General features: G+C 57.0%; 32 protein-coding genes. 8 read left to right on the forward strand and 24 right to left on the reverse strand.

Annotated elements, in window-relative coordinates; genetic code table 11:
* Positions 1-68: 68 nt before the first annotated feature.
* From JK199_RS05520 to JK199_RS05555, 8 genes are all read right to left on the reverse strand, one after another.
* The gene (locus JK199_RS05520; RefSeq protein ID WP_006557907.1) at positions 69-308 is read right to left on the reverse strand and encodes an acyl carrier protein; all 240 of its coding nucleotides are present in this window, start codon (positions 306-308) and stop codon (positions 69-71) included.
* Between the two features lie 272 nt (positions 309-580).
* Positions 581-1,324, reverse strand: coding sequence for a 3-oxoacyl-[acyl-carrier-protein] reductase (fabG, locus tag JK199_RS05525; RefSeq protein ID WP_212374375.1), 744 nt, complete (start codon positions 1,322-1,324; stop codon positions 581-583).
* 19 nt (positions 1,325-1,343) lie between these two features.
* Positions 1,344-2,288 (reverse strand): ACP S-malonyltransferase, encoded by a 945-nt coding sequence (gene fabD, locus JK199_RS05530; RefSeq protein ID WP_212374377.1) that lies wholly within the window; start codon positions 2,286-2,288, stop codon positions 1,344-1,346.
* A 111-nt stretch (positions 2,289-2,399) separates the two neighbouring features.
* Positions 2,400-3,005, reverse strand: coding sequence for a YdcF family protein (locus JK199_RS05535; RefSeq protein WP_342356291.1), 606 nt, complete (start codon positions 3,003-3,005; stop codon positions 2,400-2,402).
* Positions 2,942-4,201: a class I SAM-dependent methyltransferase gene (locus JK199_RS05540; RefSeq protein ID WP_212374381.1), complete on the reverse strand. Its 1,260-nt coding sequence runs from the start codon at positions 4,199-4,201 to the stop codon at positions 2,942-2,944. Before JK199_RS05540 ends, JK199_RS05535 begins: the two co-directional genes overlap by 64 nt.
* A 14-nt stretch (positions 4,202-4,215) precedes the next feature.
* Entirely contained in the window at positions 4,216-4,965 is a 750-nt protein-coding gene (locus tag JK199_RS05545; RefSeq protein ID WP_212374383.1) for a glycine betaine ABC transporter substrate-binding protein, read from the reverse strand.
* Between the two features lie 238 nt (positions 4,966-5,203).
* A complete protein-coding gene (locus JK199_RS05550) occupies positions 5,204-5,560 on the reverse strand; it encodes a hypothetical protein (protein WP_025825125.1) in 357 nt (118 codons plus the stop codon).
* Positions 5,561-5,767: 207 nt separating this feature from the next.
* Entirely contained in the window at positions 5,768-6,829 is a 1,062-nt protein-coding gene (locus JK199_RS05555) for a lipid A deacylase LpxR family protein (RefSeq protein ID WP_025825122.1), read from the reverse strand.
* Positions 6,830-7,138: 309 nt separating this feature from the next.
* Between JK199_RS05555 and JK199_RS15950 the strand changes: the two genes are divergently transcribed.
* Positions 7,139-7,849 (forward strand): cold-shock protein, encoded by a 711-nt coding sequence (locus JK199_RS15950; protein ID WP_212374385.1) that lies wholly within the window; start codon positions 7,139-7,141, stop codon positions 7,847-7,849.
* A 121-nt stretch (positions 7,850-7,970) separates the two neighbouring features.
* Here JK199_RS15950 and smpB read toward each other — a convergent pair whose 3' ends face one another.
* The 4 genes from smpB to JK199_RS05580 are packed head-to-tail and all read right to left on the reverse strand — an operon-like array spanning position 7,971 to position 11,012.
* Complete coding sequence (gene smpB / locus JK199_RS05565; protein ID WP_212374388.1) at positions 7,971-8,468, reverse strand: SsrA-binding protein SmpB; 498 nt, start codon at positions 8,466-8,468, stop codon at positions 7,971-7,973.
* Between the two features lie 3 nt (positions 8,469-8,471).
* Positions 8,472-9,362 (reverse strand): 4-hydroxy-tetrahydrodipicolinate synthase, encoded by an 891-nt coding sequence (dapA, locus tag JK199_RS05570; protein ID WP_212374390.1) that lies wholly within the window; start codon positions 9,360-9,362, stop codon positions 8,472-8,474.
* 10 nt (positions 9,363-9,372) lie between these two features.
* Positions 9,373-10,269, reverse strand: a complete 897-nt coding sequence (locus JK199_RS05575) for a prephenate dehydratase (RefSeq protein ID WP_212374392.1) — start codon at positions 10,267-10,269, stop codon at positions 9,373-9,375.
* A gap of 8 nt (positions 10,270-10,277) precedes the next feature.
* Positions 10,278-11,012 carry a 3-deoxy-manno-octulosonate cytidylyltransferase gene (locus tag JK199_RS05580; protein WP_212374394.1) on the reverse strand — a complete coding sequence of 245 codons (735 nt, stop codon included), beginning with the start codon at positions 11,010-11,012 and terminating at the stop codon, positions 10,278-10,280.
* A gap of 150 nt (positions 11,013-11,162) precedes the next feature.
* Here JK199_RS05580 and JK199_RS05585 point away from each other — a divergent pair, with 150 nt between their 5' ends.
* The 4 genes from JK199_RS05585 to JK199_RS05600 all read left to right on the forward strand — a co-directional run bounded on the left by JK199_RS05585 (position 11,163) and on the right by JK199_RS05600 (position 15,358).
* Entirely contained in the window at positions 11,163-11,690 is a 528-nt protein-coding gene (locus JK199_RS05585; RefSeq protein WP_212374397.1) for a c-type cytochrome, read from the forward strand.
* On the forward strand, positions 11,687-12,481 hold the full coding sequence (gene hisN, locus JK199_RS05590) for a histidinol-phosphatase (RefSeq protein WP_212374399.1): 795 nt from the start codon (positions 11,687-11,689) through the stop codon (positions 12,479-12,481). The genes JK199_RS05585 and hisN overlap by 4 nt, the downstream gene beginning before the upstream one ends.
* 99 nt (positions 12,482-12,580) lie before the next feature.
* The gene (serA, locus tag JK199_RS05595) at positions 12,581-13,834 is read left to right on the forward strand and encodes a phosphoglycerate dehydrogenase (protein WP_025825108.1); all 1,254 of its coding nucleotides are present in this window, start codon (positions 12,581-12,583) and stop codon (positions 13,832-13,834) included.
* Between the two features lie 24 nt (positions 13,835-13,858).
* Positions 13,859-15,358 (forward strand): YifB family Mg chelatase-like AAA ATPase, encoded by a 1,500-nt coding sequence (locus JK199_RS05600; protein ID WP_212374401.1) that lies wholly within the window; start codon positions 13,859-13,861, stop codon positions 15,356-15,358.
* A gap of 6 nt (positions 15,359-15,364) precedes the next feature.
* On the opposite strand, the gene metC is transcribed toward JK199_RS05600, so the two are convergent.
* The 4 genes from metC to JK199_RS05620 form a co-directional block, all read right to left on the reverse strand.
* Positions 15,365-16,576: a cystathionine beta-lyase gene (gene metC, locus JK199_RS05605; protein WP_212374403.1), complete on the reverse strand. Its 1,212-nt coding sequence runs from the start codon at positions 16,574-16,576 to the stop codon at positions 15,365-15,367.
* Positions 16,577-16,579: 3 nt separating this feature from the next.
* Positions 16,580-17,422, reverse strand: coding sequence for a sulfurtransferase (locus JK199_RS05610; RefSeq protein ID WP_212374405.1), 843 nt, complete (start codon positions 17,420-17,422; stop codon positions 16,580-16,582).
* A 91-nt stretch (positions 17,423-17,513) separates the two neighbouring features.
* Positions 17,514-18,395, reverse strand: a complete 882-nt coding sequence (locus JK199_RS05615) for a helix-turn-helix domain-containing protein (protein WP_212374407.1) — start codon at positions 18,393-18,395, stop codon at positions 17,514-17,516.
* Between the two features lie 24 nt (positions 18,396-18,419).
* Positions 18,420-18,638 carry a hypothetical protein gene (locus tag JK199_RS05620; RefSeq protein WP_167552520.1) on the reverse strand — a complete coding sequence of 73 codons (219 nt, stop codon included), beginning with the start codon at positions 18,636-18,638 and terminating at the stop codon, positions 18,420-18,422.
* Here JK199_RS05620 and JK199_RS05625 point away from each other — a divergent pair.
* Complete coding sequence (locus tag JK199_RS05625) at positions 18,601-19,689, forward strand: AI-2E family transporter (protein WP_086655214.1); 1,089 nt, start codon at positions 18,601-18,603, stop codon at positions 19,687-19,689. The genes JK199_RS05620 and JK199_RS05625 overlap by 38 nt on opposite strands.
* The gene (locus JK199_RS05630; RefSeq protein WP_077929951.1) at positions 19,686-20,390 is read left to right on the forward strand and encodes an endonuclease/exonuclease/phosphatase family protein; all 705 of its coding nucleotides are present in this window, start codon (positions 19,686-19,688) and stop codon (positions 20,388-20,390) included. Before JK199_RS05625 ends, JK199_RS05630 begins: the two co-directional genes overlap by 4 nt.
* Here JK199_RS05630 and cls read toward each other — a convergent pair.
* Positions 20,385-21,812 carry a cardiolipin synthase gene (gene cls / locus JK199_RS05635; RefSeq protein WP_212374409.1) on the reverse strand — a complete coding sequence of 476 codons (1,428 nt, stop codon included), beginning with the start codon at positions 21,810-21,812 and terminating at the stop codon, positions 20,385-20,387. The two genes, JK199_RS05630 and cls, sit on opposite strands and share 6 nt — an antisense overlap.
* Positions 21,813-21,844: 32 nt before the next feature.
* On the opposite strand from cls, the gene JK199_RS05640 reads away from it, so the two are divergent.
* Entirely contained in the window at positions 21,845-22,261 is a 417-nt protein-coding gene (locus JK199_RS05640) for a YraN family protein (protein ID WP_212374411.1), read from the forward strand.
* 60 nt (positions 22,262-22,321) lie between these two features.
* On the opposite strand, the gene JK199_RS05645 is transcribed toward JK199_RS05640, so the two are convergent.
* The 7 genes from JK199_RS05645 to purS all read right to left on the reverse strand — a co-directional run bounded on the left by JK199_RS05645 (position 22,322) and on the right by purS (position 26,836).
* Positions 22,322-22,627, reverse strand: coding sequence for a hypothetical protein (locus JK199_RS05645; RefSeq protein ID WP_212353424.1), 306 nt, complete (start codon positions 22,625-22,627; stop codon positions 22,322-22,324).
* 71 nt (positions 22,628-22,698) lie between these two features.
* Positions 22,699-23,037, reverse strand: coding sequence for a Grx4 family monothiol glutaredoxin (grxD, locus tag JK199_RS05650; protein ID WP_025825091.1), 339 nt, complete (start codon positions 23,035-23,037; stop codon positions 22,699-22,701).
* Between the two features lie 40 nt (positions 23,038-23,077).
* Complete coding sequence (locus tag JK199_RS05655) at positions 23,078-23,308, reverse strand: BolA/IbaG family iron-sulfur metabolism protein (RefSeq protein ID WP_077929948.1); 231 nt, start codon at positions 23,306-23,308, stop codon at positions 23,078-23,080.
* Positions 23,309-23,332: 24 nt separating this feature from the next.
* Positions 23,333-25,531 (reverse strand): phosphoribosylformylglycinamidine synthase subunit PurL, encoded by a 2,199-nt coding sequence (gene purL / locus JK199_RS05660; RefSeq protein WP_212353417.1) that lies wholly within the window; start codon positions 25,529-25,531, stop codon positions 23,333-23,335.
* Entirely contained in the window at positions 25,528-26,229 is a 702-nt protein-coding gene (gene purQ, locus JK199_RS05665) for a phosphoribosylformylglycinamidine synthase subunit PurQ (protein ID WP_212374413.1), read from the reverse strand. The genes purL and purQ overlap by 4 nt, the downstream gene beginning before the upstream one ends.
* Positions 26,226-26,597: a Rap1a/Tai family immunity protein gene (locus JK199_RS05670; RefSeq protein WP_077929945.1), complete on the reverse strand. Its 372-nt coding sequence runs from the start codon at positions 26,595-26,597 to the stop codon at positions 26,226-26,228. Before JK199_RS05670 ends, purQ begins: the two co-directional genes overlap by 4 nt.
* On the reverse strand, positions 26,594-26,836 hold the full coding sequence (gene purS / locus JK199_RS05675) for a phosphoribosylformylglycinamidine synthase subunit PurS (RefSeq protein ID WP_086655209.1): 243 nt from the start codon (positions 26,834-26,836) through the stop codon (positions 26,594-26,596). Before purS ends, JK199_RS05670 begins: the two co-directional genes overlap by 4 nt.
* Between the last annotated feature and the right edge of the window lie 10 nt (positions 26,837-26,846).

Here is a 26,846-nt window from a genome sequence, read left to right on the forward strand (position 1 = left end):
GCTTGAATCTGTATGGCCCCTCAAGGAGTGAGGGACCTTCTGTTAGTCCGCAAAAATAACGGCCTGAATCAGGCGGCTTTCTGCTTCTCGATGTAGTCAATCGCGTCTTTAACCGTGGCGATCTTCTCAGCAGCGTCTTCCGGAATCTCGACGTTGAAAGCTTCTTCAAAAGCCATCACGAGTTCAACGGTATCAAGGCTGTCTGCGCCCAGATCGTCGATGAACGACGCTTCCGGCGTGACCTTGCTTTCTTCAACGCCGAGATGCTCGACCACAATTTTCTTAACCTTGTCAGCGATTTCGCTCATCTGTCTCTGCTTCCTATGTGCCCTGTAAAGCGGGCAAGTTATCTAGGCGCTTAAGTCTGCCAGTTTGCCTGTTGCGGGTCAGGTTGAGCATGTCGCTCTCTCCTCTCCTGTGCAACAGGGTTGCGGGCGCTTAGCACGTTTTTCCGGCTCACGCCAACATGAACCGTTCTGGTGTGTTCCGGATACCTACATCCGGCTCATTTGCCGAGCCTGTCTGCCACATCCGGAAACAATTTGCACGACCTGTTGAAGCAATAGCGTCCCGGTCGTGTTTATACCATAGCCATGCCGCCATTAACATGCAGCGTTGAGCCTGTAACCCACCCGGCTTCTTCAGAACACAGATACAGAACGGCCGAGGCGACATCTTCCGGTTTGCCAAGGCGGCCAAGCGGAATGGCGCTGGTCAGTTTCTCTTTCTGTGCGTCCGGCAGAACATCCGTCATGGGTGTCACAATAAAGCCGGGTGCGACGACGTTGACTGTCACGCCGCGGGAACCGGCTTCCTGCGCCAGAGATTTGCTCATGCCGACCATTCCGGCCTTCGCGGCGGAATAGTTGGCCTGCCCGGCGTTGCCAGTCGTGCCGACGACGGATGCAATGTTCACAATGCGGCCAGCACGGCGGCGGAGCATGCCTTTCAGGGCGGCGCGGCACAGACGAAACGGGGAAGACAGGTCGACATTCAGAACCTGATCCCAGTCCTGATCCTTCATGCGCAGCGCCAGTGTGTCCCGCGTCAGGCCTGCGTTGTTGATCAGAATATCCAGTAGTGCGCCTGCGGCTTCTTCTGCCTTGCCAACAAGGGCATCGGCTTCCGCGGCGTCGGAGAGGTTGGCGGTGACGTAAAACGCCCGCTCCCCGCCGAGTTCTGCAACCTGCTCCTGCAGCACGGCTTCCCGCGTGCCGGACAGAACGACTGTCGCACCCTGAGCATGCAGGGCAGCGGCAATTGCACGCCCAATACCGCCGGACGCACCCGTCACAAGGGCGGTTTTTCCATCAAGCCTGAACATAATTTCTTATTCCGTTGTTTTAAAAGGATTTCAGAAGAGTTTCGATCTCTGCGGGCGTGCCGACAGAGCTGGTGGAAACTTCCGGATCAATGCGGCGCACAAGGCCTGAAAGCACTTTTCCTGCGCCAATTTCAATAAACGTATCGACACCCATGCCTGTCATGGCTTCCACGCTTTCGCGCCAGCGGACACGACCTGTCACCTGCTTTGTCAGGGCCTGACGAATCGCATACGGATCGCTCACCTTGTCGGCAGTAACATTGGCAATCACGGGGATGACCGGGGCTGCGATATCTGCTTTTGCCAGAGCTTCAGCCATAACGTCTTCTGCCGGGCGCATCAGGGAGCAATGGAACGGTGCTGAGACGGGCAGTTTCACGGCGCGCTTGATCTTCATTTCTTTTGCGAGCGTGATTGCGTTATCAATCGCGGCCATCGTGCCGGAAATAACAATCTGGCCACCGCCGTTATCATTGGCGATTTCCAGCACACCGCCCTGCCCGGCTTTTTCACAGATTTCCTGTGTCTGGGCCAGAGTGGCGCCGATCAGAGCCGCCATACCGCCCTCACCTGCCGGCACGGCTTTCTGCATGGCAAGGCCACGGGTGCGCAGCAAACGCGCGGCGTCAGCAACGCCAAATGCACGACCGGCAGCAAGAGCTGCATACTCACCCAGTGAGTGCCCGGCCAGCAGCGTGACTTTTCCAGCCAGATCCAGACCGCCCTGTTCTTCAAGAACGCGAAGAACGGCCATGGACACAGCCATCAGAGCCGGTTGCGCGTTTTCCGTGCTGGTCAGAGCCTCCATGGGCCCTTCAAAAATGGTTTGGGAGAGTTTTTCACCCAGTGCATCATCCACTTCTTCAAACACGGCGCGTGCTGAAGGAAAGGCGGCGGCAAGCTCTGCCCCCATACCGACGGACTGGCTTCCCTGCCCCGGAAAGATAAAAGCGTAAACAGCCATAATACCTACTGTTTCAAGAGGTTCTTCAAGCCTGTCAGGCTGAAATCAGATCAAACGCAGTTCATCGAGTGCTGTTTGAAAGGAGAGGCGGTCAGGATACGCCGCCCGTGCTCAGCGCACAATACGCCAGCATATGACCAGAAAAGCGTCCCACACGGAGGCGATCAGTTCATGCCCAATGCGCAGGAGTGTGCGGAGTTTTGTGTTCCGGCCGGTTACGGGGAATGGGAAAGGCACAGCCTGCACCGTCCAGCCCGCCAGACGCATGAGTAAAAGGCAGCGCGGTTTGTGATAGGTGCTGGTGCTGAGGGCGATAACGGAGCCGGGAAATCCCTGTTTTTCCAGAATTTTTGTGCAGTTGATGGCTGAATCGAACGTATCCGTTGCGGCAGGGTCTTCAAGAATGTTTTCTGAGGAAACACCGGCCGCCAGAAGCAGATCTCGCATGACTGCGGCTTCCGTCACGCCGTTACGCGGAACGCCACCTGTTACAAGGTAAAGCGGTCTGTGCTGTCTTGCTCCAAACTGCACAGCGGCCTGCACCCTGTGCTGCAAGGCGGGAGACGGCGCTCCGTCTGCACGAAGAGCCGCTCCGAAAATAATAATCGGAAGAGTTGGCTGTTTGTCTCTCCTGCCGGAAGGCGCGCCGGACCTCATGCAGGCGGCAGAAGCAGCACGCGGTTCAGGCGCTCCAGTGTCTGAAAGGTCTCCTGCCATACGGTGCGGAACTTGTTTTCCGGAACGCCGCGCGTTGCGAGGACAGCCGCCAGATCGCCCACTGTGCGTTCCCCGTCAATAAGAGGCAGAAGCCCCCGAGCCTGTGGTGGTAACGGGATAGGCACGACCAGCGTCCCGAATGCGAAAGGCAGTGTGTGGTCGGCACGCATTTGTTTTGCCAGTTCAATGCCGGGGATTTCACGCATGACCGGAACGGCATCAAATGAGGAAGCATCTGAGGGCGTAATGCGCGCGCCTTTGCGGACAACATAGGCAACGTGCGTCGCCATGTTTCCCGTTAGGGATTCCGCAATCGTGGCCTGTTGCCGAGCCGGGAGTTGCGTAATGCGGGCCCGGATTCTGGGGTCAGGAAGGAAAAGAGCCGGATCATACCGGGCGGGTTCCATCAGGCTGGAGGCCTCCAGCCCTGCCCCATCCAGCAGGTCCAGAAACGCGCCAACGGTATAAGCGCGGTCTCTTGGGTTCAGGAGCAGATCATACAGCCCCGCATCTCCGCCGCTCAGATGGTCTCCAAAATTCCCATTTTGCCTGAGCCACGCTGTGGCAGGCAGATTGCGCATCACGCGTCTGGCCATGTCGAGCCGTGTTGCGGGCGCTTCCTTATAGGGAGCCAGTTCCTCCAGAGCGTCTTGCAGCATATAGACGCCGGTGCGGCCATACGGCGCATAGACCATCAGCCCCATGCCGCCGCCGGGAGCAAGAGCGGCTTCCAGCCCCGCCAGCGCGGCGTCAGGGTCCGGAAGGTGGTGCAGCACGCCGCAGCAATCGATATAATCAAACAGACCGAGATCAAGGTTCGGCAGGTCTGTCAGCGACCCTTCGACAAACCGGATATTGCTGAGATCCCGAATTTTGGCGCGTTCCTGCGCAATGGACAGCGCATGGCGGGAGCGATCGACACAGAGAACTTCCCCCGGTCTTCCCGCGCGCGCCATCTGGGTCGCCAGCATGATTGCACCATCCCCGGTGCCGCACCCGGCAATCAGGGCACGGAGCGGCTGGTTGCGGGGGCGACGTGCGCCAAAAACCCAATAGTCAATTTCACGCAGATGGCTGGGGCTGCCAATCAGCAACCGTGTGGCTTCATCCTGCGGATTACGCTCTGGGTAGGGATAGGCTTCATACTGTGCCGCCAGTTCAGTATCCCGTGTGTCGGAGCCTTTCTGGTTTGTCATGCGCAGTGTCTCCTTTAGCGAGGCAGCAGTTTGCCCCGCTGCCAGGATTCTGCGGCTTCATCCGCAGTCAGACCTTCTGTGCGCATGGCAAAATCCATGGCGCTGATCACCTTGGTGCTCAGCATCAGTTCATCCAGTTCGTCCTGTAAGTCCTGATCCATGTCGTCTGTCAGGCCGGGGCGCATCAGCATACTGGCTTCCTGCTCCTTGCCCATGCTGCCCTTGGGGTCAGACAGAATACGAAAGCCTCCCTGATGGAACAGGAAGCAAGGCTGAACAAGCGGCATGAGGATGCAGTCTTTGCTGTTCAGGGCTGCCGTTATGGACGCAAGAGCTTCTTCATCCGGCAAGACCTTAAGGGTAAAGCCTGCGTCTGCCAGTGCGTAATCCGTGAGCATCTGTTCAACATGCTTGCGGAGTGACGCCGGGGTGATGATGGTCCGGGACAGTTCCTGACCTGCCTGTGCGACGTCTGTCAGGGAGACAACTGGGCCATCCTCGCGTGAAATGCAGCAGCATGCGCTGGGCTGAAACAGCTTGCCGAGGGGGGTGACGCCGGGGGCGAGCAGATCGGAATCATCATCAGGCAACCATGCGGAAACATAGAGATCAATCTCACCGTTTTTAAGCATGTCGGCCAGAGCCGATTTCGGCCCAATGACAATCTCCGGCTCTACGTCATTGGCTTCAAGAACCCGGATGATAGCCGCCGCTGTCGCCTCATGCACTGTTGAGTCCGGGTGGGCGAGAGTTATCGTCGTCATATCATCATCCTTAACGTCAGGCTTACAGGTCTTATTGAGACCTTGCAGCAGGAGAAGCGCAGATGTGCAATCCCTGAAATCGCTTTACTGCTCTTCTTGTGGCACGCGGCGTCTTTCTCACGGACGGGCAGAACCGGAAAAACGCCAATAAAAAACACTCTGACGCCGCGCATCAGAGTGTTGCAGAAGAAGACCGTGTCTGAAGAGAAAGTGCGGCGCGGTAACGCCACAATGCATCTTATGCAGCGACTATTTTCTCGGGGCGCGGCAGGACCGGACGCACCATGTGCAGCGCGTCTGCAAAGGAGCGGAACTGGCCCAGAACATTTTCCCGGATAGCGTCCATCACAACCCAGCTATTGCCGCGGGAATAGACTTTGTAGGCCGGGTCCGGTGTTTCCCGGACCCAGATCAGAACGTAGCCCGAAGAGACCCCTGCCTGCCGCTGCTCAACGGAAAAAATGTCAGCATCACAGACGCCCATGGGCTGTCCTGCATGCAGCCAGCGGGAGAGATATTCCCGGTGGCCAGACAGAATTTCCATCTGGAACGGGACGACATTGCTGACAGACGGGGCATCATTCTTACGCGGCATCAGAAGTTCCATTTCCATCGAACACCAGAGGTCTTTCTGAGGTCAAATGTAAAATGGCGATTTCCTTAACGCCAAGACAAAACGTGGTTCTGCGCCTCAGAATGAGGCAGAAACTTCATAAAGTTGCGCAAAAACCACAAAAAAAGAACAATTACGGAAAGTTAACGCCTATTTATTGGGCATATGCCTATTTTTGTGTCGTCCGGATCAGAACTTGGCTGAAACCATGAGTGACCCGTAATTGAACAGTCCTGATTTGGCACCGTCAAACTGCTGAGTCTGCCAGACCTGGCTGTAAGAGACGCGAAGGCCGTAGAACATCACAGCAAGACCTGCGTGAATTTCACCCACGTCCCACTTCTTGTTCACATGCAAGGAGTTGCTGCGCATGGTGTTGCCTTCAAGAGAGGCATCATACGCCACGGCCTCACCCGTCACGCCGCCAAAAAAGTACCAGGCGACTGGTCGGGTTGCTTTATAGGCGTCCGTTCCGTCCGTACCCGCAGCCTGAATGGTGGGTGTGCCAAAGTCACTGTCCAGCCCCTGCCCGAAGCGGATCATATCGCTGATTTTGCCGTAAATCTGGTAGTCGCCAATGGCGGCTGCGGCTGAGGGCAGCGTATCAAACTGAATGGGGCCAAGATCCACAATCGGCAGACGCCATGTCCGCCCACCCTGCACCTGAAAAATAGGCTGATTCTGCAACTGGTGCTGCCAGCCCTGATTTTTGGTATCCCCGATCGCACCATGGAAGCCGTTCTGAAGCTGGCGACCAAGGCCCGCAGGCCCCATCACACCTGCCTGAATACCAAACACGCTCCGGGTGGTGTCTGTATCATTAATCAGGTTGATGGTGCCCAGCAGAAGGCTGGAGTAAGGCCGGTCACGCAGCAGGCTTGACTGCTGCTGGCCAGCCCCCCACGGGCTGGAAGACTGGGTGTCACGCGGGGTGAAAATCATCTGCTGGAGACCCATGCTGATGCGCTGCACCCCATTGCCCCAGATGGCCTTGTTAATGGCGGCTATGGGGGTGGGAAGCGTATCGGTGCCAGAGGTCCAGTTCAGCCGCAGGCCGCTGGTATAGTACTGGTCAGATGTGCCTTTCAGAGTCGAAACGGCATCGTTCTCACCTTGCAGAGTCCATGTGCCCTGCTTGTCCTGCAAAGGCGTTGCATGCGCAACGGAGCGAGGGGCCAGAGCAGTGCCAGCCAGCATAAGGGTTGCGGCAGCAATATACCTCACGTGGGGTAATTTCATGACGGCGGACATAGCTTTCCTCTCGTTCTGCCAATGCAGAGTCAGTTTTATTTTCTTTAATTGATTGCGCGGCAACAAGAAACCCTGATTTCCGGCCATCCGCCCTGCGGGAGAAGGGGTGAGGTCCGTATTTCCGGTCTGGGTGTCACAAAAATGTTATAGTCCGGAAAAGAGATGAAACCCGGGTCAGTTCCATGCTTTTCTATAGCGACGACAATGCCGGTATGGTAAGTCATCACTGGGTGTGGTTGTAGACCACCTTACCCGTTTTTCAATATCTGGAGAAGCAAATGCCTTCTCCATGCTCCAGGATCAAGACCGTTGAGAAGTAACAGGACCGACCGCAGCTCTCGTTCTCCGCGCCGCGGCGGATTTGACGATGATTTTATGTCAACGCCTTCCTATGGCGAACGTCCCGCTTTTGGCGGCGGCGGTGGTGACCGTGGCGGATATGCTCCGCGCAGACCCGCAGGAGGTGGTGGCCCGCAGGTTATCGCTTCCGGTCCGGAAATCGGAGCGACTGTCAAATGGTTCAACAGCGAAAAAGGCTTCGGCTTTGTTGAACTGTCCGATGGTTCTGGCGATGTCTTCCTGCATGCCAATGCCCTGTCTCAGGCTGGCCAGGATGGCGTAAGCCCCGGTGCTACCCTGTCCGTGCGCATTGGTCAGGGTCCGAAGGGCCGTCAGGTTGCTGAAGTCATTTCCGTTGATGAAAGCACGGCTCAGCCGGAACGTCCGCGCTCTGGTGGTTTTGGTGGCGCACCGCGCGCTGCTGGTGGCTTTGGTGGCCGCGCCCCCCGTCCGGCTCCGGATCTGTCCTCTGCCGAAGAAGTCCGTGGTACCGTAAAATGGTACAACGCGACCAAAGGTTTTGGCTTCATCACGCCTGATGGCGGCGGCAAAGACATCTTTGTTCACGCTTCTGCTCTTGAGCGGTCTGGTCTTGCCAGCCTCAACGAAGGTCAGGTGACGAATGTGCGCGTTGTTCAGGGCCAGAAAGGTCCGGAAGCCGCTGCAATCGACGCAGACTAAGTTTTATACTCACCGTATAAAACAGAAAAACCCCGCCTTGTGCGGGGTTTTTTTATGCCTGCAATCTTGCTTGGCAAATCCTAAAATAATCGGAACACGGCGGGCTGAGAAAGGCTGGGGGTTAGTAGTCTCCGCGGCCTTTGTTACGAAGCAGCCTCGCCTTGTCGCGCTGCCAGTCACGGTCGGCTATGGCATGACGTTTATCAACGCTCTTTTTGCCCTCACCCAACCCAAGTGTGACTTTTGCGCAGCCACGGGCGTTGAAATGAATATCGAGAGGCACCAGAGTCGCCCCTTCCCGCGCCACCGCGCCAAGAAATTTCTCAATTTGCTTCTTGTGGAGCAGGAGTTTACGCGGGGCGCGTGTATCAAAACGGGACAGAACGCCCCCCTGATATTCAGGGATATAGCTGTTGAGCAGCCAAAGCTCTCCGTCGCGCTCTGCGGCGAAGGCTTCCGCGATTGTCGCCCTTCCCAGACGCAGGCTTTTAACTTCAGCCCCTTTCAGGACAATCCCCGCCTCAACGGTTTCCGTAATCGTGTAGTTAAAGCGTGCCTTGCGGTTTTGTGCGGCAATACCATGAGAAATCATGGTCGCCTTTGCGGGTTTCTTCGCCATGATTTAGTTCAGCAGTCCGGCATCAACCAGCGCGGCCTTAACAAGCTGGCGTGAAGACTCCGTAAGGGGCGCGAGCGGAAGGCGGCATGTTTCCCCGGCTAGGCCCAGAAGGCTTGCGGCGTATTTGACAGGTGCCGGATTGCTTTCACAAAACAGTGCATCATGCAGCGGCAGGAGTTTGTCCTGCACGGCAATGGCGTCAGCCACACGGCCTGCCTGCCAGTCAGCCTGCACACGCGCGCACAGCGCGGGGGCGATGTTGGAGGTGACGCTGATGCAGCCATCTCCACCTGCAGCGAGGAATGCGACCGCCGTACCATCTTCACCAGACAACTGATTGAATGGCTTGCTGACGGCCCGACGCACTTGGAGCGGACGCAGGAGATTTGCTGTGGCATCTTTCACGCCAATAATATTGGCGTGGCGAGCCAGACGTGCGGTCGTTTCTACGCTGATTTCAACAACCGACCGGCCCGGAATATTATAGAGCACGACCGGAATGGAAATGGCATCTGCAACCGCCATAAAGTGCCAGTAAAGGCCTTCCTGCGTTGGCTTGTTGTAATAGGGTGTCACGACAAGAACCGCGGAGGCTCCGGCTTTTTCAGCGTGGCGGGCCAGATCAACAGCTTCTGCTGTGCTGTTGGAGCCCGCGCCTGCGATCACGGGTGCGCGGCCAGCAGAGACCTTGATGGCGCGTTCAATAACCTCGTGATGTTCCTGATGTGACAGGGTCGGGCTTTCCCCCGTTGTCCCCATGGCGCAGAGGGCGGACGTTCCTTCTTCAATCTGCCAGTTCACCAGATGTTCAAAAGATGTGAAGTCCAGACTGCCATCCCGGTTCATGGGGGTAATCAGAGCGGTGATGGAGCCTGTAAAGCGTGTGTCTGACATGAGCTGTCGTCTATCCCGAAATGGCGTCTGCAATCCCTGAAGTCTGGTCTTCAGAGGATGTGCTGGTCATATGCCGCCGGAACGGCGACTGCGTGTATACGCCCAGAATTTCGGCGTTCTCGGCAAAAAATTCAAGTTCTGACAACGCTTTGCCAAGCCGGTCTTCTTCCGGATGGCCTTCTACGTCCATCAGAAAGCGGGTTGCAGCAAAACTTCCGCCTGTCATGTAGCTTTCCAGCCGGGTCATGTTCAGGCCGTTGGTCGCAAAGCCTCCCAGCACTTTATAAAGTGCTCCGGGAATGTTTTTGACGTTGAAAATCAGCGTCGTCATCACATGCGGGGTACCGCAGGGTGGCCGCTCTGCCGTGCGGGATGCAATGTAGAAGCGCGTTGTATTGTGTTTCGCATCTTCCACATTTTTCAGCAGAACTTCCAGCCCGTTGAGCTCCGCTGCCAGTTCGGACGCGACGGCGGCTTCTTCTTTTTTCCCCCACAGCGCGACCAGTTCCGCAGCGCCTGCGGTGTCAAACTCCGTTACAGGTGTCAGACCGCGATCACGCAGCAGGTTGCAGATCTGCCCCATGGCCACGGGGTGCGTGTGGACCCGCTTTATGTCTGCAAGCGTTGCTCCGGGGACACCCAGCAGGCAATGCTCAATCCGCTGGAAATGCTCCCCGACAATGTGCAGGCCGGACGCTGGCAATAGCGTATGAATGTCCGGCACACGCCCCGCCAGACTGTTTTCACACGCCAGCATGGCGAGGTCTGCGCGGCCCGTATGGACGGCCTCTATAGCTCCGGCAAAGGTTTTGCAGGGCAGTGTGCGCCAGCCGGGTTTGACGGTGCGGCACGCGAGGTCGGAATAAGCTCCCAGAGAGCCCTGAAAGGCGATGATCTTGTCAGTCATTGCGGGTGTCATGCCTTAAAATACTGCCGGGCCCGGTCCAGATCCGCCGGGGTATCCACGCCGAAGGGGGCGGTCTCAATACGGGTGCAGCCAATGCGCATTCCGGCTTCCAGAGCGCGAAGCTGTTCCAGTTTTTCGCGTCGTTCAAGGCCGGATTCCGGCAGGGAGACAAATTGTTTCAGCGCGCCCCGTCGCCAGCCGTAGACACCGACATGATGCCATAATGCTCCCTCACCCCAGGGAATCGCAGATCGGGAAAAATACAGAGCCGGCGCGCAGAGGGTGTCAGTTTCAAAATGGCAGGCAACTTTCACGACGGAAGAGGCGTCTTTTTCCTCGTCAGACAGGACAGGCGCGACCAGCGTGCCAATATCATAGGTCGTGTCAGGCATAATCCGCATCACGGCACGTAGATCATCCGGTGCAAAGGTAGGCAGATCACCCTGCATGTTGATAATCACGTCATGGACGCCGTCAGGGTCCAGAGTTTGTGCTGCCTGCCAGACTCTGTCGGAACCAGACGGAAGGTCCGGGTCTGTTAGCACCGCACGGCCACCGGCCTCTGTGACGACATCACAAATTTCCTGATCCGCCGCAGCAACCGCAACAGGCCCCACATCCGCAGCAATTGCCGCATCCAGCACGCGCAGAATCATGGCGCGCCCCGCGATATCGGCCAGCGGTTTGCCGGGCAGGCGTGTGGAGGCAAGCCGGGCGGGAATGATGACAAGCGGGGAAATCATCAGCTTGCTCTGGAATACGGCACGGAATATAGCCTTGGAAACAGTGTGAAAACGCTGCCGAAACCGGCACGGTGCCCTTTGTTATCAGGAAGCGGCGCGCAGTGTAGGAAAGGCGTGAGCCAAACGCAACCGGAGGACCCGGCTTCTCGTATGGACAGCAAGTTTCTTAATCGGCTCGGGGTGGCCTTTCTGCTTTCCGGGGTTGGCGTCTGGGTCTGTTATGCCGCGGGTACAGCCTTTGTGCCGCACACCGCTCCCGCAAAACCTGCATTTTCTCTTCCTGGTCTGGAGAATAAACCGATCGCCCCCTTCATGGCGCATGCGGATGTAGAGAGAGGGGATGCTCTTGTGCATCAGGTCTGCACCAGTTGCCATGCGGTGAATGACGGAGCCTCTGACGGTGTGGGGCCTAATCTGGCGGGGGTTGCCGGGCGGCAGATTGCCGGGCTCTCAGGCTATTCGTATTCTCAGTCCCTTAAAGGGCAGCATGGGCATGTCTGGTCAGATCAGGCGCTGTCAGACTGGCTGACCTCCCCTTCCCGCTTTGCGCCCGGCACCCGGATGTCTCTGGTTGGTTTGCAGGACCCGGCCCAGCGGGCGGATATTATCGCGTATCTGCACACACTGGGGGATGCTGACGCCCCCGCTCCTGCTCCTCAGCCAAAGGTAACGCCATGAGTGATGATGATCTGACACCGTTTCTGGATGTGGCCACCATGATGGCTGAGGCAGCCCGCTGCGTAGTGCGGCCGTGGTTCCGGCGTGGCATCAGTGTGTCAGACAAGGCGGATGAAAGCCCAGTTACGATTGCGGATCGGACGGCTGAGCGCGTCATGCGCGCTATTCTGGCTGAACGCCTGCCAGACCATGGCGTATTTGGGGAAGAATTCGGGCTTGCGAATGACGCAGCCCGGTATCGGTGGTTGCTGGACCCGGTAGATGGCACACGCGCCTTTGTGACAGGACGCCCCCTGTTTGGCACGCTGATTGCGTTGTTGCGGGACGGCCAGCCTGTGCTGGGCGTGATTGACCAGCCTGTTCTGCAGGAACGCTGGATTGGTGTGGCCGGACAGCCTACCCGTTTTATCTCGCCTCTTGGTGGGTCACCTGTCACGCGCTCGTGCCCACGTCTGGCAGATGCGGAACTCTCCTGCACATCGCCTGAAATGCTGGAGAGTGCTCCGCATGAGCGGTGGAAAACCCTGAAAGCCCGTGCCAGACGTATGACATGGGGCGGGGACTGCTATGCCTATGGGTTGCTGGCGCTTGGTCAGGTCGATCTGATTGCAGAATGCGATATGAACCCGTGGGACTGGGCGGCTCTGGTGCCGGTTATTGAAGGTGCTGGTGGCAAAATTACAGCGTGGGACGGCAGCCCGCTGAGGCTGGATGGAGACCGGACGGTGCTGGCTGCTGGCGATGCAGCACTCCATGCCGAAGCCGTGCGTACGCTTGCCGGGCATGACTGACAGGCACACTGATTTTAACGATTCACTGCGTCAGACCTATGAATTTACCGCATTTTGCGATAGGCCTGCGCTTCGGCACAACAGGTATGGTCATTCCTCATGAGCACGCAACTGTCCCTCCCCAAGGATAAGATCCGCATTCTCCTGCTTGAAGGCGTTCACGACAGTGCTGTCGCGCTGCTGAAAGCCAGTGGCTACGAGAACGTGGTGCGCCACAAGGGAGCGCTGGAAGGCGATGCCCTCAAAAAAGCTCTGGAAGGCGTGCATGTTGTGGGGATCCGCTCCCGCACGCAGCTTACAAAAGAGGTTCTTGAAGGTGCAGACCGCCTGATTGCCATCGGCTGCTTCTGCATCGGCACCAATCAGGTTGATCTGGAAGCCGCCCGGATGAACGGTATCCCGGTGTTCAATGCCCCCTACAGCAACACGCGTTCCGTGGCGGAACTGGTCATGGGCGAGATTGTGATGCTCATGCGCCGTATTTTCCCCGGCTCCATTGGCTGCCATCAGGGGCTGTGGAACAAATCTGCTGCTAATAGCTGGGAAGTGCGCGGCAAGACGCTGGGAATTGTGGGGTACGGTTCCATTGGCTCACAGCTTTCCGTTCTGGCGGAAGCCTTTGGGATGCGCGTGATCTATTATGATGTTGTCGATAAACTCGGCCACGGTAACGCAACCCCGGTGGATACGCTGGAAGATCTGCTGAGCCAGAGTGACGTTGTCAGCCTGCATGTGCCGCAACTGGCCAGCACCGCTAATCTGATGGGCGCAGAACAGATCCGGGCCATGAAAAAAGGCTCCTTCCTGATCAATAACGCACGCGGCAATGTGGTTGATCTGGAGGCTCTGGCTGAAGCCCTGAAAGATAAGCACCTTCTGGGGGCGGCAGTGGACGTGTTCCCCAAGGAGCCCAAAGGCCCGAATGATCGGCTGGCAACGCCGCTGATGGAACTGGATAACGTGATCCTGACCCCGCATATCGGTGGTTCTACTGCGGAAGCGCAGGAACGTATTGGTGTGGAAGTGGCGCGCAAGCTGGTTGAGTATTCCGATGTGGGCTCAACCTTCGGGGCGGTGAATTTTCCCGGCGTGCAGCTCCCGCAGAGCCCGCGCGGCACACGCTTCATGCACGTTCACCACAACGTGCCGGGCATGATGATGCGCCTGAACGAGATTTTTCTGAAGCAGACCTGCAACGTCACCGCACAGTTTCTCCAGACGGATGGTGAAATCGGGTATGTGGTTGTGGAAGCAGATACGGGCGGAAACAAGGACACAGACGATACCATTCTGCATGCTCTGCGTGATCTTGAAGGCACCATTCGTGCGCGCCTGATTTATCAGGGGCACTGATTTTTATGACCATCGGGGGTGGGAATGATTAATTCCCGCATCCGGAGTTTTGCTTTTGCCGGGATAGAGGCGCGGCCAGTCTGGGTTGAAGTCCAGATTTCATCCGGCCTCCCGGCATTTCTGGTTGTCGGCCTGCCAGACAAAGCAGTGGCCGAAGCACGGGAGCGCGTGCGTGCGTCCCTGACGTCTATGGGGATGGCGCTTCCCGCCAAGCGGATTGTTATCAATCTTGTACCAGCGGATATCCCCAAAGAGGGATCGCATTTCGATCTTCCTATCGCTCTGGCTCTGCTCTGTGCCATGGAAGTGCTGCCGTATGAAGAGGTGGCACGTTTTGCGGCGCTGGGTGAGTTATCTCTGGATGGCCGGCTGAATCCGGTAGCGGGTGTGCTTTCGGCGTCGATTGAAGCCTCCGCGCTCTCTCTGGGGCTGATCTGCCCGGCCATGCAGGCGCAGGAAGCTCTGTGCGGGGGCGATATTGCCATTCTGGGCGCGCCAACACTTCTGGCGCTGATCAATCATTTCACAGGTCTTCAGACACTCACTCCGCCCGTGTTTTCGGAGATGGAGCCGGTCCCAGCAGACCAGCCGTTACCGGACCTTTCCGAGATTAAGGGGATGGAAACAGGGCGCAGGGCGCTGGAAATTGCGGCGGCAGGCGGCCATTCCATTCTGCTTTCAGGGCCGCCGGGAGCCGGGAAATCCATGCTGGCGGCGCGTCTGCCCAGCCTGTTGCCGGATCTTACGCAGCGGGAAAGTCTGGATGTGTCACGCATTTACAGCGCTGCCGGGCTGCTAAAAGACGGCCGCCCCGTCAGGCGGCCACCGTTCAGAGACCCGCATCATTCTGCCACGCTGCCGGCCCTTGTGGGGGGCGGAAACAAAGCACGCCCCGGTGAAATTAGTCTGGCAGACCACGGGGTTCTGTTTCTGGATGAACTGCCGGAGTTTTCCCGCTCCGCACTGGAGGCACTGCGCCAGCCTCTGGAAACTGGCAGGGTCAGTATTGCCCGGGCTGCCCTGCATGTGACGTACCCTGCCCGTTTCCAGTTGATTGCCGCGATGAACCCATGCCGTTGCGGCTATCTGGGGGATGCCAGCAAGGAGTGCCGCAAAGCCCCACGGTGTGGGGAAGATTATATGGCACGGCTGTCCGGCCCGTTGCTGGACCGGATTGATATCCATGTCGCCATGCAGCCATTTGTGCCGCTGGATTATCTGTCTGGTCCGTCAGGAGAGTCCAGTGCCCCGGTCGCGCAACGGGTGGCAATTGCCCGGCAACGGCAATATGCCCGGCAGGACGGCGTGAAAAACGCACAGGCAACTCTTGAGCAGATGCCAGTCACGGACGCCGCTCAGACACTGGCGCAAAAAGTGGCGACACGGTTCCGTTTTTCAGCACGAGGCTATACCCGCATGCTGCGTGTTGCCCGCACTATTGCCGATCTGGCCGAGGAGACTGAGATCCAGTCTCCCCATATTGCCGAAGCTGCGACCTTTCGTCTCCGCTCCGGGCAGGATTAGAGCGCCTCAGTTCTGAGCTTTCAGAATACTCAGCCCCTGCTCCAGATCCGCGATGAGATCTTCTGGCGCTTCCAGCCCAATTTGCAGCCGCAGTGCAGGCCCTTCGGTCTCAACCGAGGGAAAGTTACGGGTAATGCTTTTGCTGGTCGGCAGCACAAGACTTTCATACCCACCCCATGATGCGCCGATGCCAAACATCCTGAGTGAGTCAATCATGGCTTCCATAGCCTTCTGGCTGAACGTGTTTTTCAACACAAAGCCGAACAGGCTGCCTGCTCCCGTAAAATCCCGTTTCCAGATTTCATGACCGGGACAGTCCGGGAAGGCCGGATGCAGAATACGGGCCACTTCGGGCCGGTTTTTCAGCCATTGCGCAATTTGCAAAGCGGAGCGCGCCTGATGGGACAGGCGCACACCCATAGTATGCAGGCCACGCAGGGTCAGCCAGCAATCATCCGGTCCGGCAAGCTGGCCCAGTTGAATGGCCGTGTCCCGCAACAGGTGCCAGTCTTCTGTTGTCGCCACGGTGACAGCACCCGCGATTACATCGGAATGACCGGAGGGGTATTTGGTGAGCGCCTGAATGGAAATATCGACGCCGTGCGCAAACGGCGCAAAAATCCCAAAGCCCCACGTATTGTCCAGCATCAGTCTGGCATCATGCGCATGCGCGATCCGGGCCAGCATGGGGATATCCTGCACTTCAAACGTATGACTGCCGGGGCTTTCCGCAAACAGGACACGCGTATTGGGCTGCATCAGGCTGCCAAGTTCCTCCGCTGAGGCGCGGGGTGGATAATAGGATATTTCCACGCTGAAGCGTTTGAGCACATTTTCCGCAAAGCGACGGGTCGGGCTGTAGACGGAATCTGGCAGCAGGCAATGCTCCCCGGCGTTCAGAAACGCAAGGAGGGGCGTGGTACAGGCCGCGAGGCCTGAAGAGACCACCTGACAGTCCGTGCCGCCTTCAATCACCGCGATCGCTTTTTCCAGTTCATGCTGAACCGGGGTGCCCATAGCGCCGTAGATATACTCATGGTCAAAGCGCTTCTGGCCCTGCTTCTGCATGTCTTTCAATGTGGGAAACAGGACTGTGGAGCCGCGCGTCATAGGCATATTAACGGGCGAACCTTCGGGCAGAATTTCGGGTCTGGCCAGCCGGGTGAGCGTGGAGGAAAGCTTGTCCCATCCTTGGGTTACGGTGGTTTCAGAAGTCATTCTTCAGCATCCTTTCGTCACAGGTGCGTCTGGCGTTGCGCCCCATTCTGCCCATGATCCGTCATAGAGTGCTCCTTCGTCAAAACCAGCCAGAGCAAGGCCGACGTTCAGAACAGAGGCGGTCATACCGGACCCGCAGGTTGTCACGGCAGGCGTTGTTTGCGGCAAGCCTAGCTCCAGAAAAATGTCCCGGATGCGCTCTGCAGGGAGAAAATGTCCGTTCTCTGTGAGCAGCGTTTTATAAGGCAGGTTGAAAGCGCCCGGCATATGGCCAGAGGCAAGACCGGGGCGAGGCTCCGGCACCTCTCCGTAAAATCGTGCGGCGGATCGGGCATCCAGAATGGGTTGAACGCTGCCGGAAACAATGTCCAGCATATCCCCCAGTCCCTTCACACGAGAAAAATGGGGCCGGGCTGTGTAAGGCTGGGCTGTTGGGTGGTGCGCGGGCCCTGTCGCTGTGGGGTGATGGTCACGTTGCCAGGCGGGCAAACCACCATCCAGCACAAAAATCTGTTCATGGCCGAACAGTCTGGCCAGCCACCATCCCCGGCATGCAGAAGCCGTGTTGCCGTGATCATAAAAAACGACAGGCGTTGCGTGGCTGATGCCTAGCGCACCGAATAATCGCGCAAAGCGGGCCGCAGAAGGGACAGTGTGAGGCTGTGTGCTTTCCGGGTCAGAAAAAAGGTCGATATCAAACCGCAGACTGCCCGGAATGTGCGCTTTCAGAAAAGCTTCATCAGGGTTGCTGGTTTCTCCGGGGAGAAGCGCCGTTGCATCCAGAATGCAAAACGTGCGCTTTTCCAGCCCGGCGGCAAGAGTCTGGGCAGAGATAAGAGGAGGCATGGCTTTCAATCCCGGAACAACAAGGTCTTGTGGGACGGTAAAGCAAGTCTGCCCGAAAAGGTATGAGCCAGACTTTTAAAAAGCGGCGTTTTCAGACGGCTCCGTGATGGGCGACCAGACTTTTCAGGCACTCAATGGCGTCCTGCCCTTTGAGAGACGCCTGCCAGACTGCTTCAAGCATGGTCTGGTGCGTTGCAACGGCTTCGGGAGATGACGTAATCATGGCAACGCCTGCAGAATTTTCTACGGCGCAATCACACAGAAACGGGTTAATGGCGACTGCCGCCAGTTCGCTCCGGCGCATGAAGATGCAGGATGTCGTCGTGATATGTTTAGGAATGACGCTAAATTGAAGCCCCATTGGGACGGAATCAATTAAGGTAATAATATTCCGTATTTCCTGTACAGCAACCTGCCGCGCTTTATGCCGTAATGTTTCGGACATAGGGATCCCCGCACCAACCCCATGTGTCAGAAAATTTATAACCTGATTTTCGGGAAGCATAGAGGTAATGGAGGGCTTGCGCTGGCTATACAGCGCACGTCGTTTTGACTGCGCCAGAATGACCGGTTGGGCCGAGGCAGAACGGACTTCTTTTTCAGAATGGCTGGCATGTGCTTCCAGCAGGATGGCATCATATGCAGGCGATGTAACCTGATAGCACACAGGGTCTGAGACCTGAAGGATCTGCTCGATATCGCCTTCAATTTGTGTAATTTTTTGGAAAAAATTGTTTGGAGAACTATAATATTCGAATCCAACCCCAAGCAGGGTCAGAGGAGAAATATTCAGAAGTTCAGCAAGCCTCTGGACGGTGTCCAGTTTAATCACTTCGCCTTTTTCATAGCGATAAAGTGCTGCGCGGGAGACCCCAAGACGTGCCGCAATTTCGTCAGCCCGCATCCCCGATTCAAGGCGAAAAGCTCTTAACTGCTGACCAATCTCACCAAGATGCATTGTGACGGCAGTCATGATCTCACCTTATGAATCAGTGTGTTATAAACAAAATTCTTTATCGAATAGTATCGTTAATAATGCGTTAATTAACATATTGTAAAATCCCGTCAATGCTACGGCCTGACAATCCCAGATACCAGCCCCCGGTATGTTTCTGCCGTAAGGCTGAAAAGGCTTTAACAGACCAGACAAAGCCCCAAATCCGTGGTTTACTGCAGTCATGATGGATGGGCTGACACTGACTACAGAACGGATCATGCTGGCTCTGCTCCTTGGGGGGATAGCCTACGGATGCGTCATCGTCCTCGCTCCGTTTTCCTCCGCCATTTTATGGGCCGGCGTGCTGACATACGCGACATGGCCCGTCTTCCAGCATCTCAGACGCCGGATGAGCGCTCTGGCCGCAAGTCTGGTCATGACGTTTCTGTGTGCTGTTGGTTTTGTTATTCCGCTTGCTTTTCTGGCGTCTACGACCATAGCCGCCAGTCCGCGCTGGGCCTCCCGCCTCAATGCTCTTTTCAGCTTTTCTCACCAGATTCCCCCTCCTCCCGTCTGGCTCACGTCCCTGCCCATGGTGGGGCAGGATTTTGCCAGCCAGTGGCAGCACTGGAGCCATGATTTTGATCATCTGGGGGCCAGTCTGCGGCCCTACGCGGGTGATATTATCCAGTCTCTTCTGGTGCTTTTCATGCAGGTTGCCAACGGGGCCCTGCATCTGGTGATGGCGCTTTTTATTGCGTTCTTTTTCTGGCTGAGTGGTTCTTCTCTGGGCGATACGCTCAAGGCCGTCATCACCCGCATTGCGGGGCCACATGCCGGGCGGCACCTCCATATTATTGGCGGGACCGTGCGCGGGACAGTCTACGGCATTCTGGGGACAGCAATTATTCAGGGTATTCTGACCGGCGTCGGGTTCTGGCTGACGGGGCTTTCAGAGCCGGTCATGTTTGGTGTGCTCGCAGCCTTTCTGGCAGTGTTGCCGATTGGCGCGCCACTGGTCTGGGTACCCGCATCCCTGTGGCTGATGGCGGACCATCACGTCGGCAAAGGGGTTCTGCTGCTACTGTATGGTATCCTGCTGATTTCTGGTGCGGACCACATTATTCGCCCGCTTTTCATTGCGCGGGGGAGCAAGCTGCCTTACCTGCTGACCGTACTGGGCGTGATTGGGGGCGTTATGGCTTTTGGCGGTCTGGGAATTTTTCTGGGTCCAATCCTGCTTGCGGTGGGTTTCACGTTAACTGTTGAATTTGCCGCACAGCAACCATCGTCACATTCCTCAGATGATCAAAGGAGACTGCCTTCATGAGGCGTCATTTTCTCCGTCTCATGGATGCGCATCGCCGCAAAAAGCAGATCCGGCCCCTGAGTGCCGGAGAACAGGACAGCACCAGAATTATAAGCTGGAACCTGCTGCGCAGAACCGGGGCGACAGTCCATGATGTTGTGGCGCTGATAGAAGCCGAAAACCCGGATATTCTGCTTATGCAGGAAGCCACGGCTGAAATTGACGTTTTGCCAGACATCCTGGGCGGATACTACGCCCGGGCTCCCCTGCCCGGCCGTATTCACGGGCCTGCATGCTGGAGCCGGACACCCTTTGCACGCACACCCCGCGCCTGCACCATTCCTTCCGGCGCAGTTGTGAAGCGTCATGCCCAGATTATTGATTATGGTCCCTTCTCACTCGCCAATGTGCATCTCTCACACGGGCAGGTGCTGAACCGGCGGCAGCTTCGGCGTATTGCGTCGCTGCTTCCCGCACCCTGCGCTATTCTGGGGGACTTTAATCTTGTCGGGCCGACGATGGTGCCGGGCTTTAGTGACGTAGGGCCAAAAGCGCCGACGCATCGTATGGCCGATCTCCTTCCTATCCGTATCGACCGGTGCCTTGTAGAAGGTATGACCTGCCTGAATGCCCGCGTTCTGCCAGTTTTTGCTTCAGACCATCGGCCGATCGCGGTTCAGTTACGGCCTGATATCAAGGTTCTGGCGTCTGTTGCCTCATAGATACGGCATGAACAGACGGGCTGCCGCATCCCGGATCTGGATCAGTTTATTGCGTTTATCCAGATCATGATGCGTCAGACGGCGGTTGCGATGGTGGCAGATGAAATCATCCAGCATTTCTGCCATCAGCACATCGTAGGTTTCCATATTGATCTCGAAGTTCAGACGCAGGCTGCGGATATCGAGATTGGAACTGCCAACAAAAGACCATGCCCGGTCAACCACTAACAATTTGGAATGATTAAAAGGCGGGTTGACGCGCCAGACGCGCACTCCGGCATCCAGCAAAGGGGAGATATTGGCAGCGCAGGCCCAGTCAAGCGGTGGGTGATTGCTCTGAAGGGGAATAACAACATCCACCTGCACTCCCCGCAGAGCCGCGAGAGCCAGTTCCGACATGACGCGCGACCCCGGCAGGAAGTACGGCGTCATAAGCCGGACCTGCCGTCGGGCCAGCGTAATGGCCTGCAGCATGGTATATTCAATTTTTTCAAGGTCTGTATCGGGACCGGCCGTGACAATACGGGCGACAGATTCCCCGGTGCTGGTGTGTTCCTTGAAGTAAATGTCTCCGGCAAGAACTTCCTGCGTTACAAAATACCAGTCCCAGGCAATGGCTTCTGCCAGTTGTCTGACGACCGGCCCTTCAAGCTGAAAGTGGGTATCCGAAACCGGTTTGGGTGGCTTTTGGGATACGAGATTTTCATCCGCAATGTTCAGGCCGCCCATAAAGCCAGTCCGGCCATCAATCACCAGAATTTTTCGATGGTCGCGCAGGTTCAGAAACGGCATCCGCCAGGGCAGCATGGAATGCATAAACCGCGCGCAGGGCACCCCTGCCCGCCTTAACCGGCGGTAGACGGGCGACAGAAAATAACCGCTTCCAATCCCATCGACCAGAACACGCACTTCAACACCGCGCTGCCGGGCAGCAATCAGTTTTTCGATAAAGACGCCGCCAATCCGGTCATTCCGGAAAATGTAGGAACACAGCAGAATGCTATGGTCTGCATTTTCAATTGCGTTCAGCATGAGTGGATAAGCACCATCTCCATCATGCAGGAGAACGATTTTGTTGCCCCCTACAAGCGGGCGGCTGGTCAGTTTACCAACCATCGTGGCGAGGGGAGCAAACTGCCCGTTCAGTTCCCTGTTCCATGATGAACTGTGAGAGTCGTCAAATTTATGAGAGGAACGACCGCTGACCAGCTTTTTGGCCAGACGGCGTACACGATTGATTCCAAACATGATGTAGAGCACCGTTCCCAGAGCGGGCATGAGAACACAAATGCCGATCCAGCCTATGGCCGAGGAGGTGTTTCTTTTTGTTAGCAGGATATGCAACGCAACACTTGTCACCAGCACAAAACGAATGATCGTGACTGTCACCAGAGAAAAATGCGGCAGAATATCAAACGTCATGGGGCACAATGCATCCAGAGAGGAACCAAACGGTGACAGGCAGATCTGATGCTATCGGACCGGAACCGACAAGACAAAGGCTTGCGCGGCAGATACGTGGCGCACAGGCTTATCAGGACGGGCTGAGCGCGGAAGAGGCCGTCTGTTCCGCTTGTATAAAAGAAGGCTGGTCTATTCTATTAAAAAGAGCCCGCACACGCCGTGGCGAGATTGATATTGTCATGCGCAAAGGCAGTTTGATTTGTTTTGTGGAAGTAAAAAAGCGCAAAACGTTACGCGGAGCCGCAGAATCTCTGACGATTGCACAGCAAAGGCGTCTTTATAGGGCAGCGGAATGCTTGCTGGCGATGTATTCGCACTGGTCTTACGAAGAGTTGCGGTTTGACCTGATTGCTGTGGATGAGCAGAACGCGCTGTACTGGGTAAGGGATATTATACGCCAGATGTAGAAAAAGCGCGGTGCCAGAAGCAGACCGCGCTTTTTAAAAGACGTTAGAGGCCGAAGCGCATCAGGTGCGATGGCGACGGGTCGCTGCATGGGACGCAGCATGTCTGGCAGGATGGTAGGAAACCAGATGCACCATGCTGTGAGACGCAGCGCCATGAGACTGATGGCTTGCGACATGGATAACATGGCTGGCACGATGAACATGCACCACAGGTGCAGGCACTGCCGTAAGAGACGCAAAGGTCAGCTTACTGGCTTCCAGATCAGAAATGACGCGTTCCGCGTGCGCTGAGGAGTTAACGGCAGAAACGCCAGCGCTCAAACCAACAAAAGCGAAGGCACAGCGCATAAACGGAAAACGCATCATCAAAAAAATCCCACCTCTGTTTGTCTGTTGCCAGACTACACAGCCCTCTGATTGCCTGACAACTTAAAAAATCAGGAAGCAGCCTTAAGAGGGATATTTTTTTCTTTCAGCAGCGTCTGCAGTTCCCCGGACTGGTACATTTCAGTCACGATGTCACATCCGCCGATGAACTCACCCTTAATGTAAAGCTGCGGAATGGTCGGCCAGTTTGAGAAGTCTTTAATGCCCTGACGGATGCTGGCATCGGCCAGAACATTCACGGACTTGAACGGAACACCCAGATGCTCGAGAATCTGCACCACGCGCGCGGAAAAGCCGCACTGGGGGAAGTCGGCATCGCCTTTCATGAACAGAATGACGGGGGTTGTCTCAATTTCGTTCTGGATCTGCTGTTTGACAGTTTCAGACATGAACCTGAATCCTTGCTAAAAAAGCGGAAAAATACGCCGTTCAGGGCGCAGACGTTTGCAGTGCAAGAGCATGGAGCTTGCCACCCATGTGACCCTGCAGGGCCTGATAGACAAGCTGATGCTGCCTGACGCGGTTGAGGCCTTTGAAAGCCTCACTCACGATAGAACAGGAATAATGGTCACCGTCCCCGGCCAGATCATCAATTCTGATCTGTGCATCGGGGAAAGCCTGACGAAGATACGTCTCAAGTTCAGTGGCGGACATCGCCATGGCTTACAGATCCCTTTCAGTGACTCAACGGGCCATCAGGGCCGGAAAAAAGGCCTCATGTGCAGCAACAAGCCGTGCAGCAGATATTGTGACGCCACTGGGTAAAATCAAATCATTTCCGCCAGACTGGCCGATCAGACGCGCGGGAACGCCGGCCTGCTCTGCGCGGGCGCAGAATTCAGAGGCATTTTCCACACAAACCAGATAGCGGGCCTGATCTTCCCCAAACCAGAACGCTTCAGGCCGGATGCCGCTGTCCGGGCTTTCCAGTTCACAGCCAATACCCGTGGCCATGACCATTTCCGCCGCAGCAACCAGCAGGCCGCCGTCAGACAGATCATGACATGCGGATACCGTGCCGCTGAGAATTTCCTGCCGCACGAAATCGCCGTTCCGCTTTTCAGCGGCCAGATCAACCGGCGGGGGCGCGCCATCTTCTCGGCCCAGAATTTCACGCAGCCAGATGGACTGGCCCAGTTCTCCCCGGGTCTCCCCGATCAGAACAACGGCTTTGTTTTCAGCCATGCCCAGACCGACGGCTTTCTGCACATCGTCCAGTACACCCAGTGCCCCAATGGCCGGGGTGGGCAGAATGGCCAGAGCAGAACCGTCCGGCTGGCGCGTCTCGTTATACAGAGAGACGTTGCCGCTCACGACCGGGAAGTCCAGTGCGCGGCAGGCGTCGCCCATGCCTTCAATCGCCGCGACAAACTGCCCCATAATTTCCGGCTTTTCCGGGTTGCCGAAATTGAGGTTGTCCGTCACGGCCAGCGGGCGGGCGCCTGTTGCCGTCAGGTTACGCCATGCTTCCGCGACAGCCTGTGCGCCGCCGGTTTTCGGGTCGGCATGGCAATAGCGCGGCGTGCAGTCTGTTGTAATGGCCAGCGCCAGTGATGTGTCTTCAATTTTGACAATCGCGGCGTCAGCCGCACCCGGACGGCGGACCGTCTGACCGCCAACCGTGCTGTCATACTGGTTCCACACCCACGCGCGCGAGGCGAGATCTGGCGAGCCAACCATCTTGAGGAGGGCTGCATCCAGAGAAACTGGCGCATGCACCGGGCCAAGCGGTTCCGGCACAACGGGTTTTGCGGCCGGACGATCGTAAATCGGAGCCTGATCCGCCAGCGGGTCCAGCGGAATATCGGCTTCCACCTGTCCTTTGTGCTTCACCACAATATGGCCGGTTTCCGTCAGATGCCCGATAATGGCGAAGTCCAGTTCCCATTTCTCGAAAATCTTACGGGCGACTTCCGTGCGGTCCGGTTTGAGAACCATGAGCATACGCTCTTGGCTTTCGGACAGCATCATTTCATAAGCCGTCATGTTCGGCTCACGCTGCGGCACGGCGTCCAGATCCAGTTCGATCCCGACCCCGCCCTTCCCTGCCATTTCCACGGCGGAAGAGGTCAGGCCGGCGGCCCCCATGTCCTGAATGGCGACGATGGCGTCTGTTGCCATCAGTTCCAGACAGGCTTCAATCAGCAGCTTCTCAATGAACGGATCGCCAACCTGCACGGTCGGACGCTTCGCCAGAGCATTTTCGTCGAACTCGGCGGAAGACATGGTGGCACCATGAATGCCATCACGCCCTGTGCGGGAGCCAACATACACAACCGGGTTCCCGACACCTGCTGCGGCAGAAAGGAAAATCCGGTCTTTCCGGGCGAGGCCAACCGTCATGGCGTTAACCAGCGGGTTACCGTCATACGCCGGATGGAAATTGATTTCCCCGCCAACCGTCGGCACGCCGACGCAGTTACCGTAGCCGCCAATCCCACGCACGACACCATCAATAATCTGGCGCGTGCGGGGCGTTTCCGGGTTGCCAAAACGCAGAGCGTTCAGGTTGGCAATGGGGCGCGCACCCATGGTAAACACGTCACGCAGAATACCTCCCACACCTGTGGCGGCACCCTGATACGGTTCGATAAAGGACGGATGGTTGTGGCTTTCCATCTTGAAGATGGCAGCATAACCCTGCCCGATATCCACAACACCGGCATTTTCACCCGGTCCATGAATAACCCAGGGGGCTGTGGTGGGCAGTGTGCGCAGCCATTTGCGGGAGGATTTGTAAGAACAGTGCTCGGACCACATGACCGAGAACACACCAAGCTCCGTCAGGCTGGGTGTGCGGCCCATGATGGTCACAACACGTGCATATTCTTCAGACGTCAGCCCGAATTCCCGGGCCAGAGAGTCATCAACGGTCTTTTTCACCGGACAAGAGCCTCCACAAGACCTTCAAACAGCGGCAGACCGTCCACGCCGCCCATCAGCGGGTCAACAAGATCTTCCGGGTGAGGCATCATGCCGCAGATACGGTTATTTTCGCTCAGGATACCCGCAATGCTGTTTACGCTGCCATTGGGGTTGCTGGCATCATCATCGGCCTGCACCTGTCCTTTGGCGGTGGCATAGCGGAAAGCAATAAGGCCTTCGCCTTCCAGCCGGTCCAGCGTGCTCTGATCTGCCGTGTAATTGCCATCCCCATGGGCCAGAGGTGTGCGGAACACATCCCCTTTCTGCCACTTGTGGGTAAAGGGCGTGTCGGCACGTTCCACCCGCAGATGGCAGTCCTGAGACAGGAAGCGCAGATTGGCGTTGCGGAGTAGCGCACCGGGCAGCAGGCCAGCTTCGGTCAGGATCTGAAAGCCGTTGCAGACGCCCAGAATATGGCCGCCTTTTTGCGCAAAGCTGCGGATTGCCGTCATGATGGGAGAATGAGCCGCCATGGCGCCGCAGCGCAGGTAATCCCCGTAGCTGAAGCCGCCCGGCAGTACAACGAGGTCAATCCCGGTCAGGTCGGTATCGCGATGCCAGACCATACGGGGTTCCTGTCCGGTAACACGCCGCAGTGCGATAGCCATATCGCGCTCACGGTTGGTGCCCGGAAAGACAACAATCGCTGCTTTCATTTTGCGCCGTTACACGGGTAAGAGTCATGCAGAGCCTTGAAGACGCTTTCGCCCACAGGCTTGGAAAGCGCTTCAGAATGCGCCTTCAGCCATGCCAGAACTTTGACGCGCATGGCAGCGCCGTTTTCTGACGTCGGGACGCAGAAGCCGGCCGGAGCAGAAGCATCGCCTTCATTCCGGTCATTGATTTTCGAAAGAGCAACGGCATCTGCAACACCGGTGATATAGGCATCACAAACCGTGGTGCCAGCCGGACGGCTGCATACGCGGGCAAAATTACCCGTCTGCATGGGGGAAATACGCTGGGCGTGCGCCAGAGCAGGTGCCAGCAGCGTGCCGCCAAGGGCGATCAGAGCGAGACGCTTCATCCCAGCACCTCTACCCTGAAGTCTTCAATGACCAGATTGGCCAGAAGATCCCGTGCCATGTCTTCGGCCTGTTTCTGGACGGCGGCACGATCTGTGCCGTCCACATCCAGATCAATAATCTTGCCAACCCGGACGTCATTCACGCCCGGAAAGCCCAGTGTGTGCAATGCGTGGCCGATGGCTTTCCCCTGCGGGTCAAGCACACCTTCCTTAAGCATGACGGTTACACGTACTTTCATGATGAAGCCC

Source organism: Acetobacter persici (genome assembly GCF_018256955.1).
GTDB lineage: Bacteria > Pseudomonadota > Alphaproteobacteria > Acetobacterales > Acetobacteraceae > Acetobacter > Acetobacter persici.

What these genes read in the sequence shown, in the direction of transcription:
- JK199_RS05625 (WP_086655214.1), top strand. Translation starts at nt 18,601, where the DNA reads ATGATGGATGGGCTGACACTGACTACAGAACGGATCATGCTGGCTCTG.
- JK199_RS05540 (WP_212374381.1), bottom strand. Translation starts at nt 4,201, where the DNA reads ATGACAAACCAGAAAGGCTCCGACACACGGGATACTGAACTGGCGGCA.
- dapA (WP_212374390.1), bottom strand. Translation starts at nt 9,362, where the DNA reads ATGTCAGACACACGCTTTACAGGCTCCATCACCGCTCTGATTACCCCC.
- serA (WP_025825108.1), top strand. Translation starts at nt 12,581, where the DNA reads ATGAGCACGCAACTGTCCCTCCCCAAGGATAAGATCCGCATTCTCCTG.
- fabG (WP_212374375.1), bottom strand. Translation starts at nt 1,324, where the DNA reads ATGTTCAGGCTTGATGGAAAAACCGCCCTTGTGACGGGTGCGTCCGGC.
- JK199_RS05620 (WP_167552520.1), bottom strand. Translation starts at nt 18,638, where the DNA reads ATGATCCGTTCTGTAGTCAGTGTCAGCCCATCCATCATGACTGCAGTA.
- JK199_RS05645 (WP_212353424.1), bottom strand. Translation starts at nt 22,627, where the DNA reads ATGATGCGTTTTCCGTTTATGCGCTGTGCCTTCGCTTTTGTTGGTTTG.
- purS (WP_086655209.1), bottom strand. Translation starts at nt 26,836, where the DNA reads ATGAAAGTACGTGTAACCGTCATGCTTAAGGAAGGTGTGCTTGACCCG.
- JK199_RS05655 (WP_077929948.1), bottom strand. Translation starts at nt 23,308, where the DNA reads ATGGCGATGTCCGCCACTGAACTTGAGACGTATCTTCGTCAGGCTTTC.
- smpB (WP_212374388.1), bottom strand. Translation starts at nt 8,468, where the DNA reads ATGGCGAAGAAACCCGCAAAGGCGACCATGATTTCTCATGGTATTGCC.
- fabD (WP_212374377.1), bottom strand. Translation starts at nt 2,288, where the DNA reads ATGGCTGTTTACGCTTTTATCTTTCCGGGGCAGGGAAGCCAGTCCGTC.
- JK199_RS05580 (WP_212374394.1), bottom strand. Translation starts at nt 11,012, where the DNA reads ATGATTTCCCCGCTTGTCATCATTCCCGCCCGGCTTGCCTCCACACGC.
- JK199_RS05615 (WP_212374407.1), bottom strand. Translation starts at nt 18,395, where the DNA reads ATGACTGCCGTCACAATGCATCTTGGTGAGATTGGTCAGCAGTTAAGA.
- JK199_RS05630 (WP_077929951.1), top strand. Translation starts at nt 19,686, where the DNA reads ATGAGGCGTCATTTTCTCCGTCTCATGGATGCGCATCGCCGCAAAAAG.
- metC (WP_212374403.1), bottom strand. Translation starts at nt 16,576, where the DNA reads ATGACTTCTGAAACCACCGTAACCCAAGGATGGGACAAGCTTTCCTCC.
- purQ (WP_212374413.1), bottom strand. Translation starts at nt 26,229, where the DNA reads ATGAAAGCAGCGATTGTTGTCTTTCCGGGCACCAACCGTGAGCGCGAT.
- JK199_RS05585 (WP_212374397.1), top strand. Translation starts at nt 11,163, where the DNA reads ATGGACAGCAAGTTTCTTAATCGGCTCGGGGTGGCCTTTCTGCTTTCC.
- grxD (WP_025825091.1), bottom strand. Translation starts at nt 23,037, where the DNA reads ATGTCTGAAACTGTCAAACAGCAGATCCAGAACGAAATTGAGACAACC.
- JK199_RS05555 (WP_025825122.1), bottom strand. Translation starts at nt 6,829, where the DNA reads ATGTCCGCCGTCATGAAATTACCCCACGTGAGGTATATTGCTGCCGCA.
- JK199_RS05550 (WP_025825125.1), bottom strand. Translation starts at nt 5,560, where the DNA reads ATGCCGCGTAAGAATGATGCCCCGTCTGTCAGCAATGTCGTCCCGTTC.
- JK199_RS05610 (WP_212374405.1), bottom strand. Translation starts at nt 17,422, where the DNA reads ATGCCTCCTCTTATCTCTGCCCAGACTCTTGCCGCCGGGCTGGAAAAG.
- JK199_RS05545 (WP_212374383.1), bottom strand. Translation starts at nt 4,965, where the DNA reads ATGACGACGATAACTCTCGCCCACCCGGACTCAACAGTGCATGAGGCG.
- hisN (WP_212374399.1), top strand. Translation starts at nt 11,687, where the DNA reads ATGAGTGATGATGATCTGACACCGTTTCTGGATGTGGCCACCATGATG.
- JK199_RS05575 (WP_212374392.1), bottom strand. Translation starts at nt 10,269, where the DNA reads ATGACTGACAAGATCATCGCCTTTCAGGGCTCTCTGGGAGCTTATTCC.
- JK199_RS05600 (WP_212374401.1), top strand. Translation starts at nt 13,859, where the DNA reads ATGATTAATTCCCGCATCCGGAGTTTTGCTTTTGCCGGGATAGAGGCG.
- JK199_RS05670 (WP_077929945.1), bottom strand. Translation starts at nt 26,597, where the DNA reads ATGAAGCGTCTCGCTCTGATCGCCCTTGGCGGCACGCTGCTGGCACCT.
- JK199_RS05535 (WP_342356291.1), bottom strand. Translation starts at nt 3,005, where the DNA reads ATGGCAGGAGACCTTTCAGACACTGGAGCGCCTGAACCGCGTGCTGCT.
- cls (WP_212374409.1), bottom strand. Translation starts at nt 21,812, where the DNA reads ATGACGTTTGATATTCTGCCGCATTTTTCTCTGGTGACAGTCACGATC.
- JK199_RS05520 (WP_006557907.1), bottom strand. Translation starts at nt 308, where the DNA reads ATGAGCGAAATCGCTGACAAGGTTAAGAAAATTGTGGTCGAGCATCTC.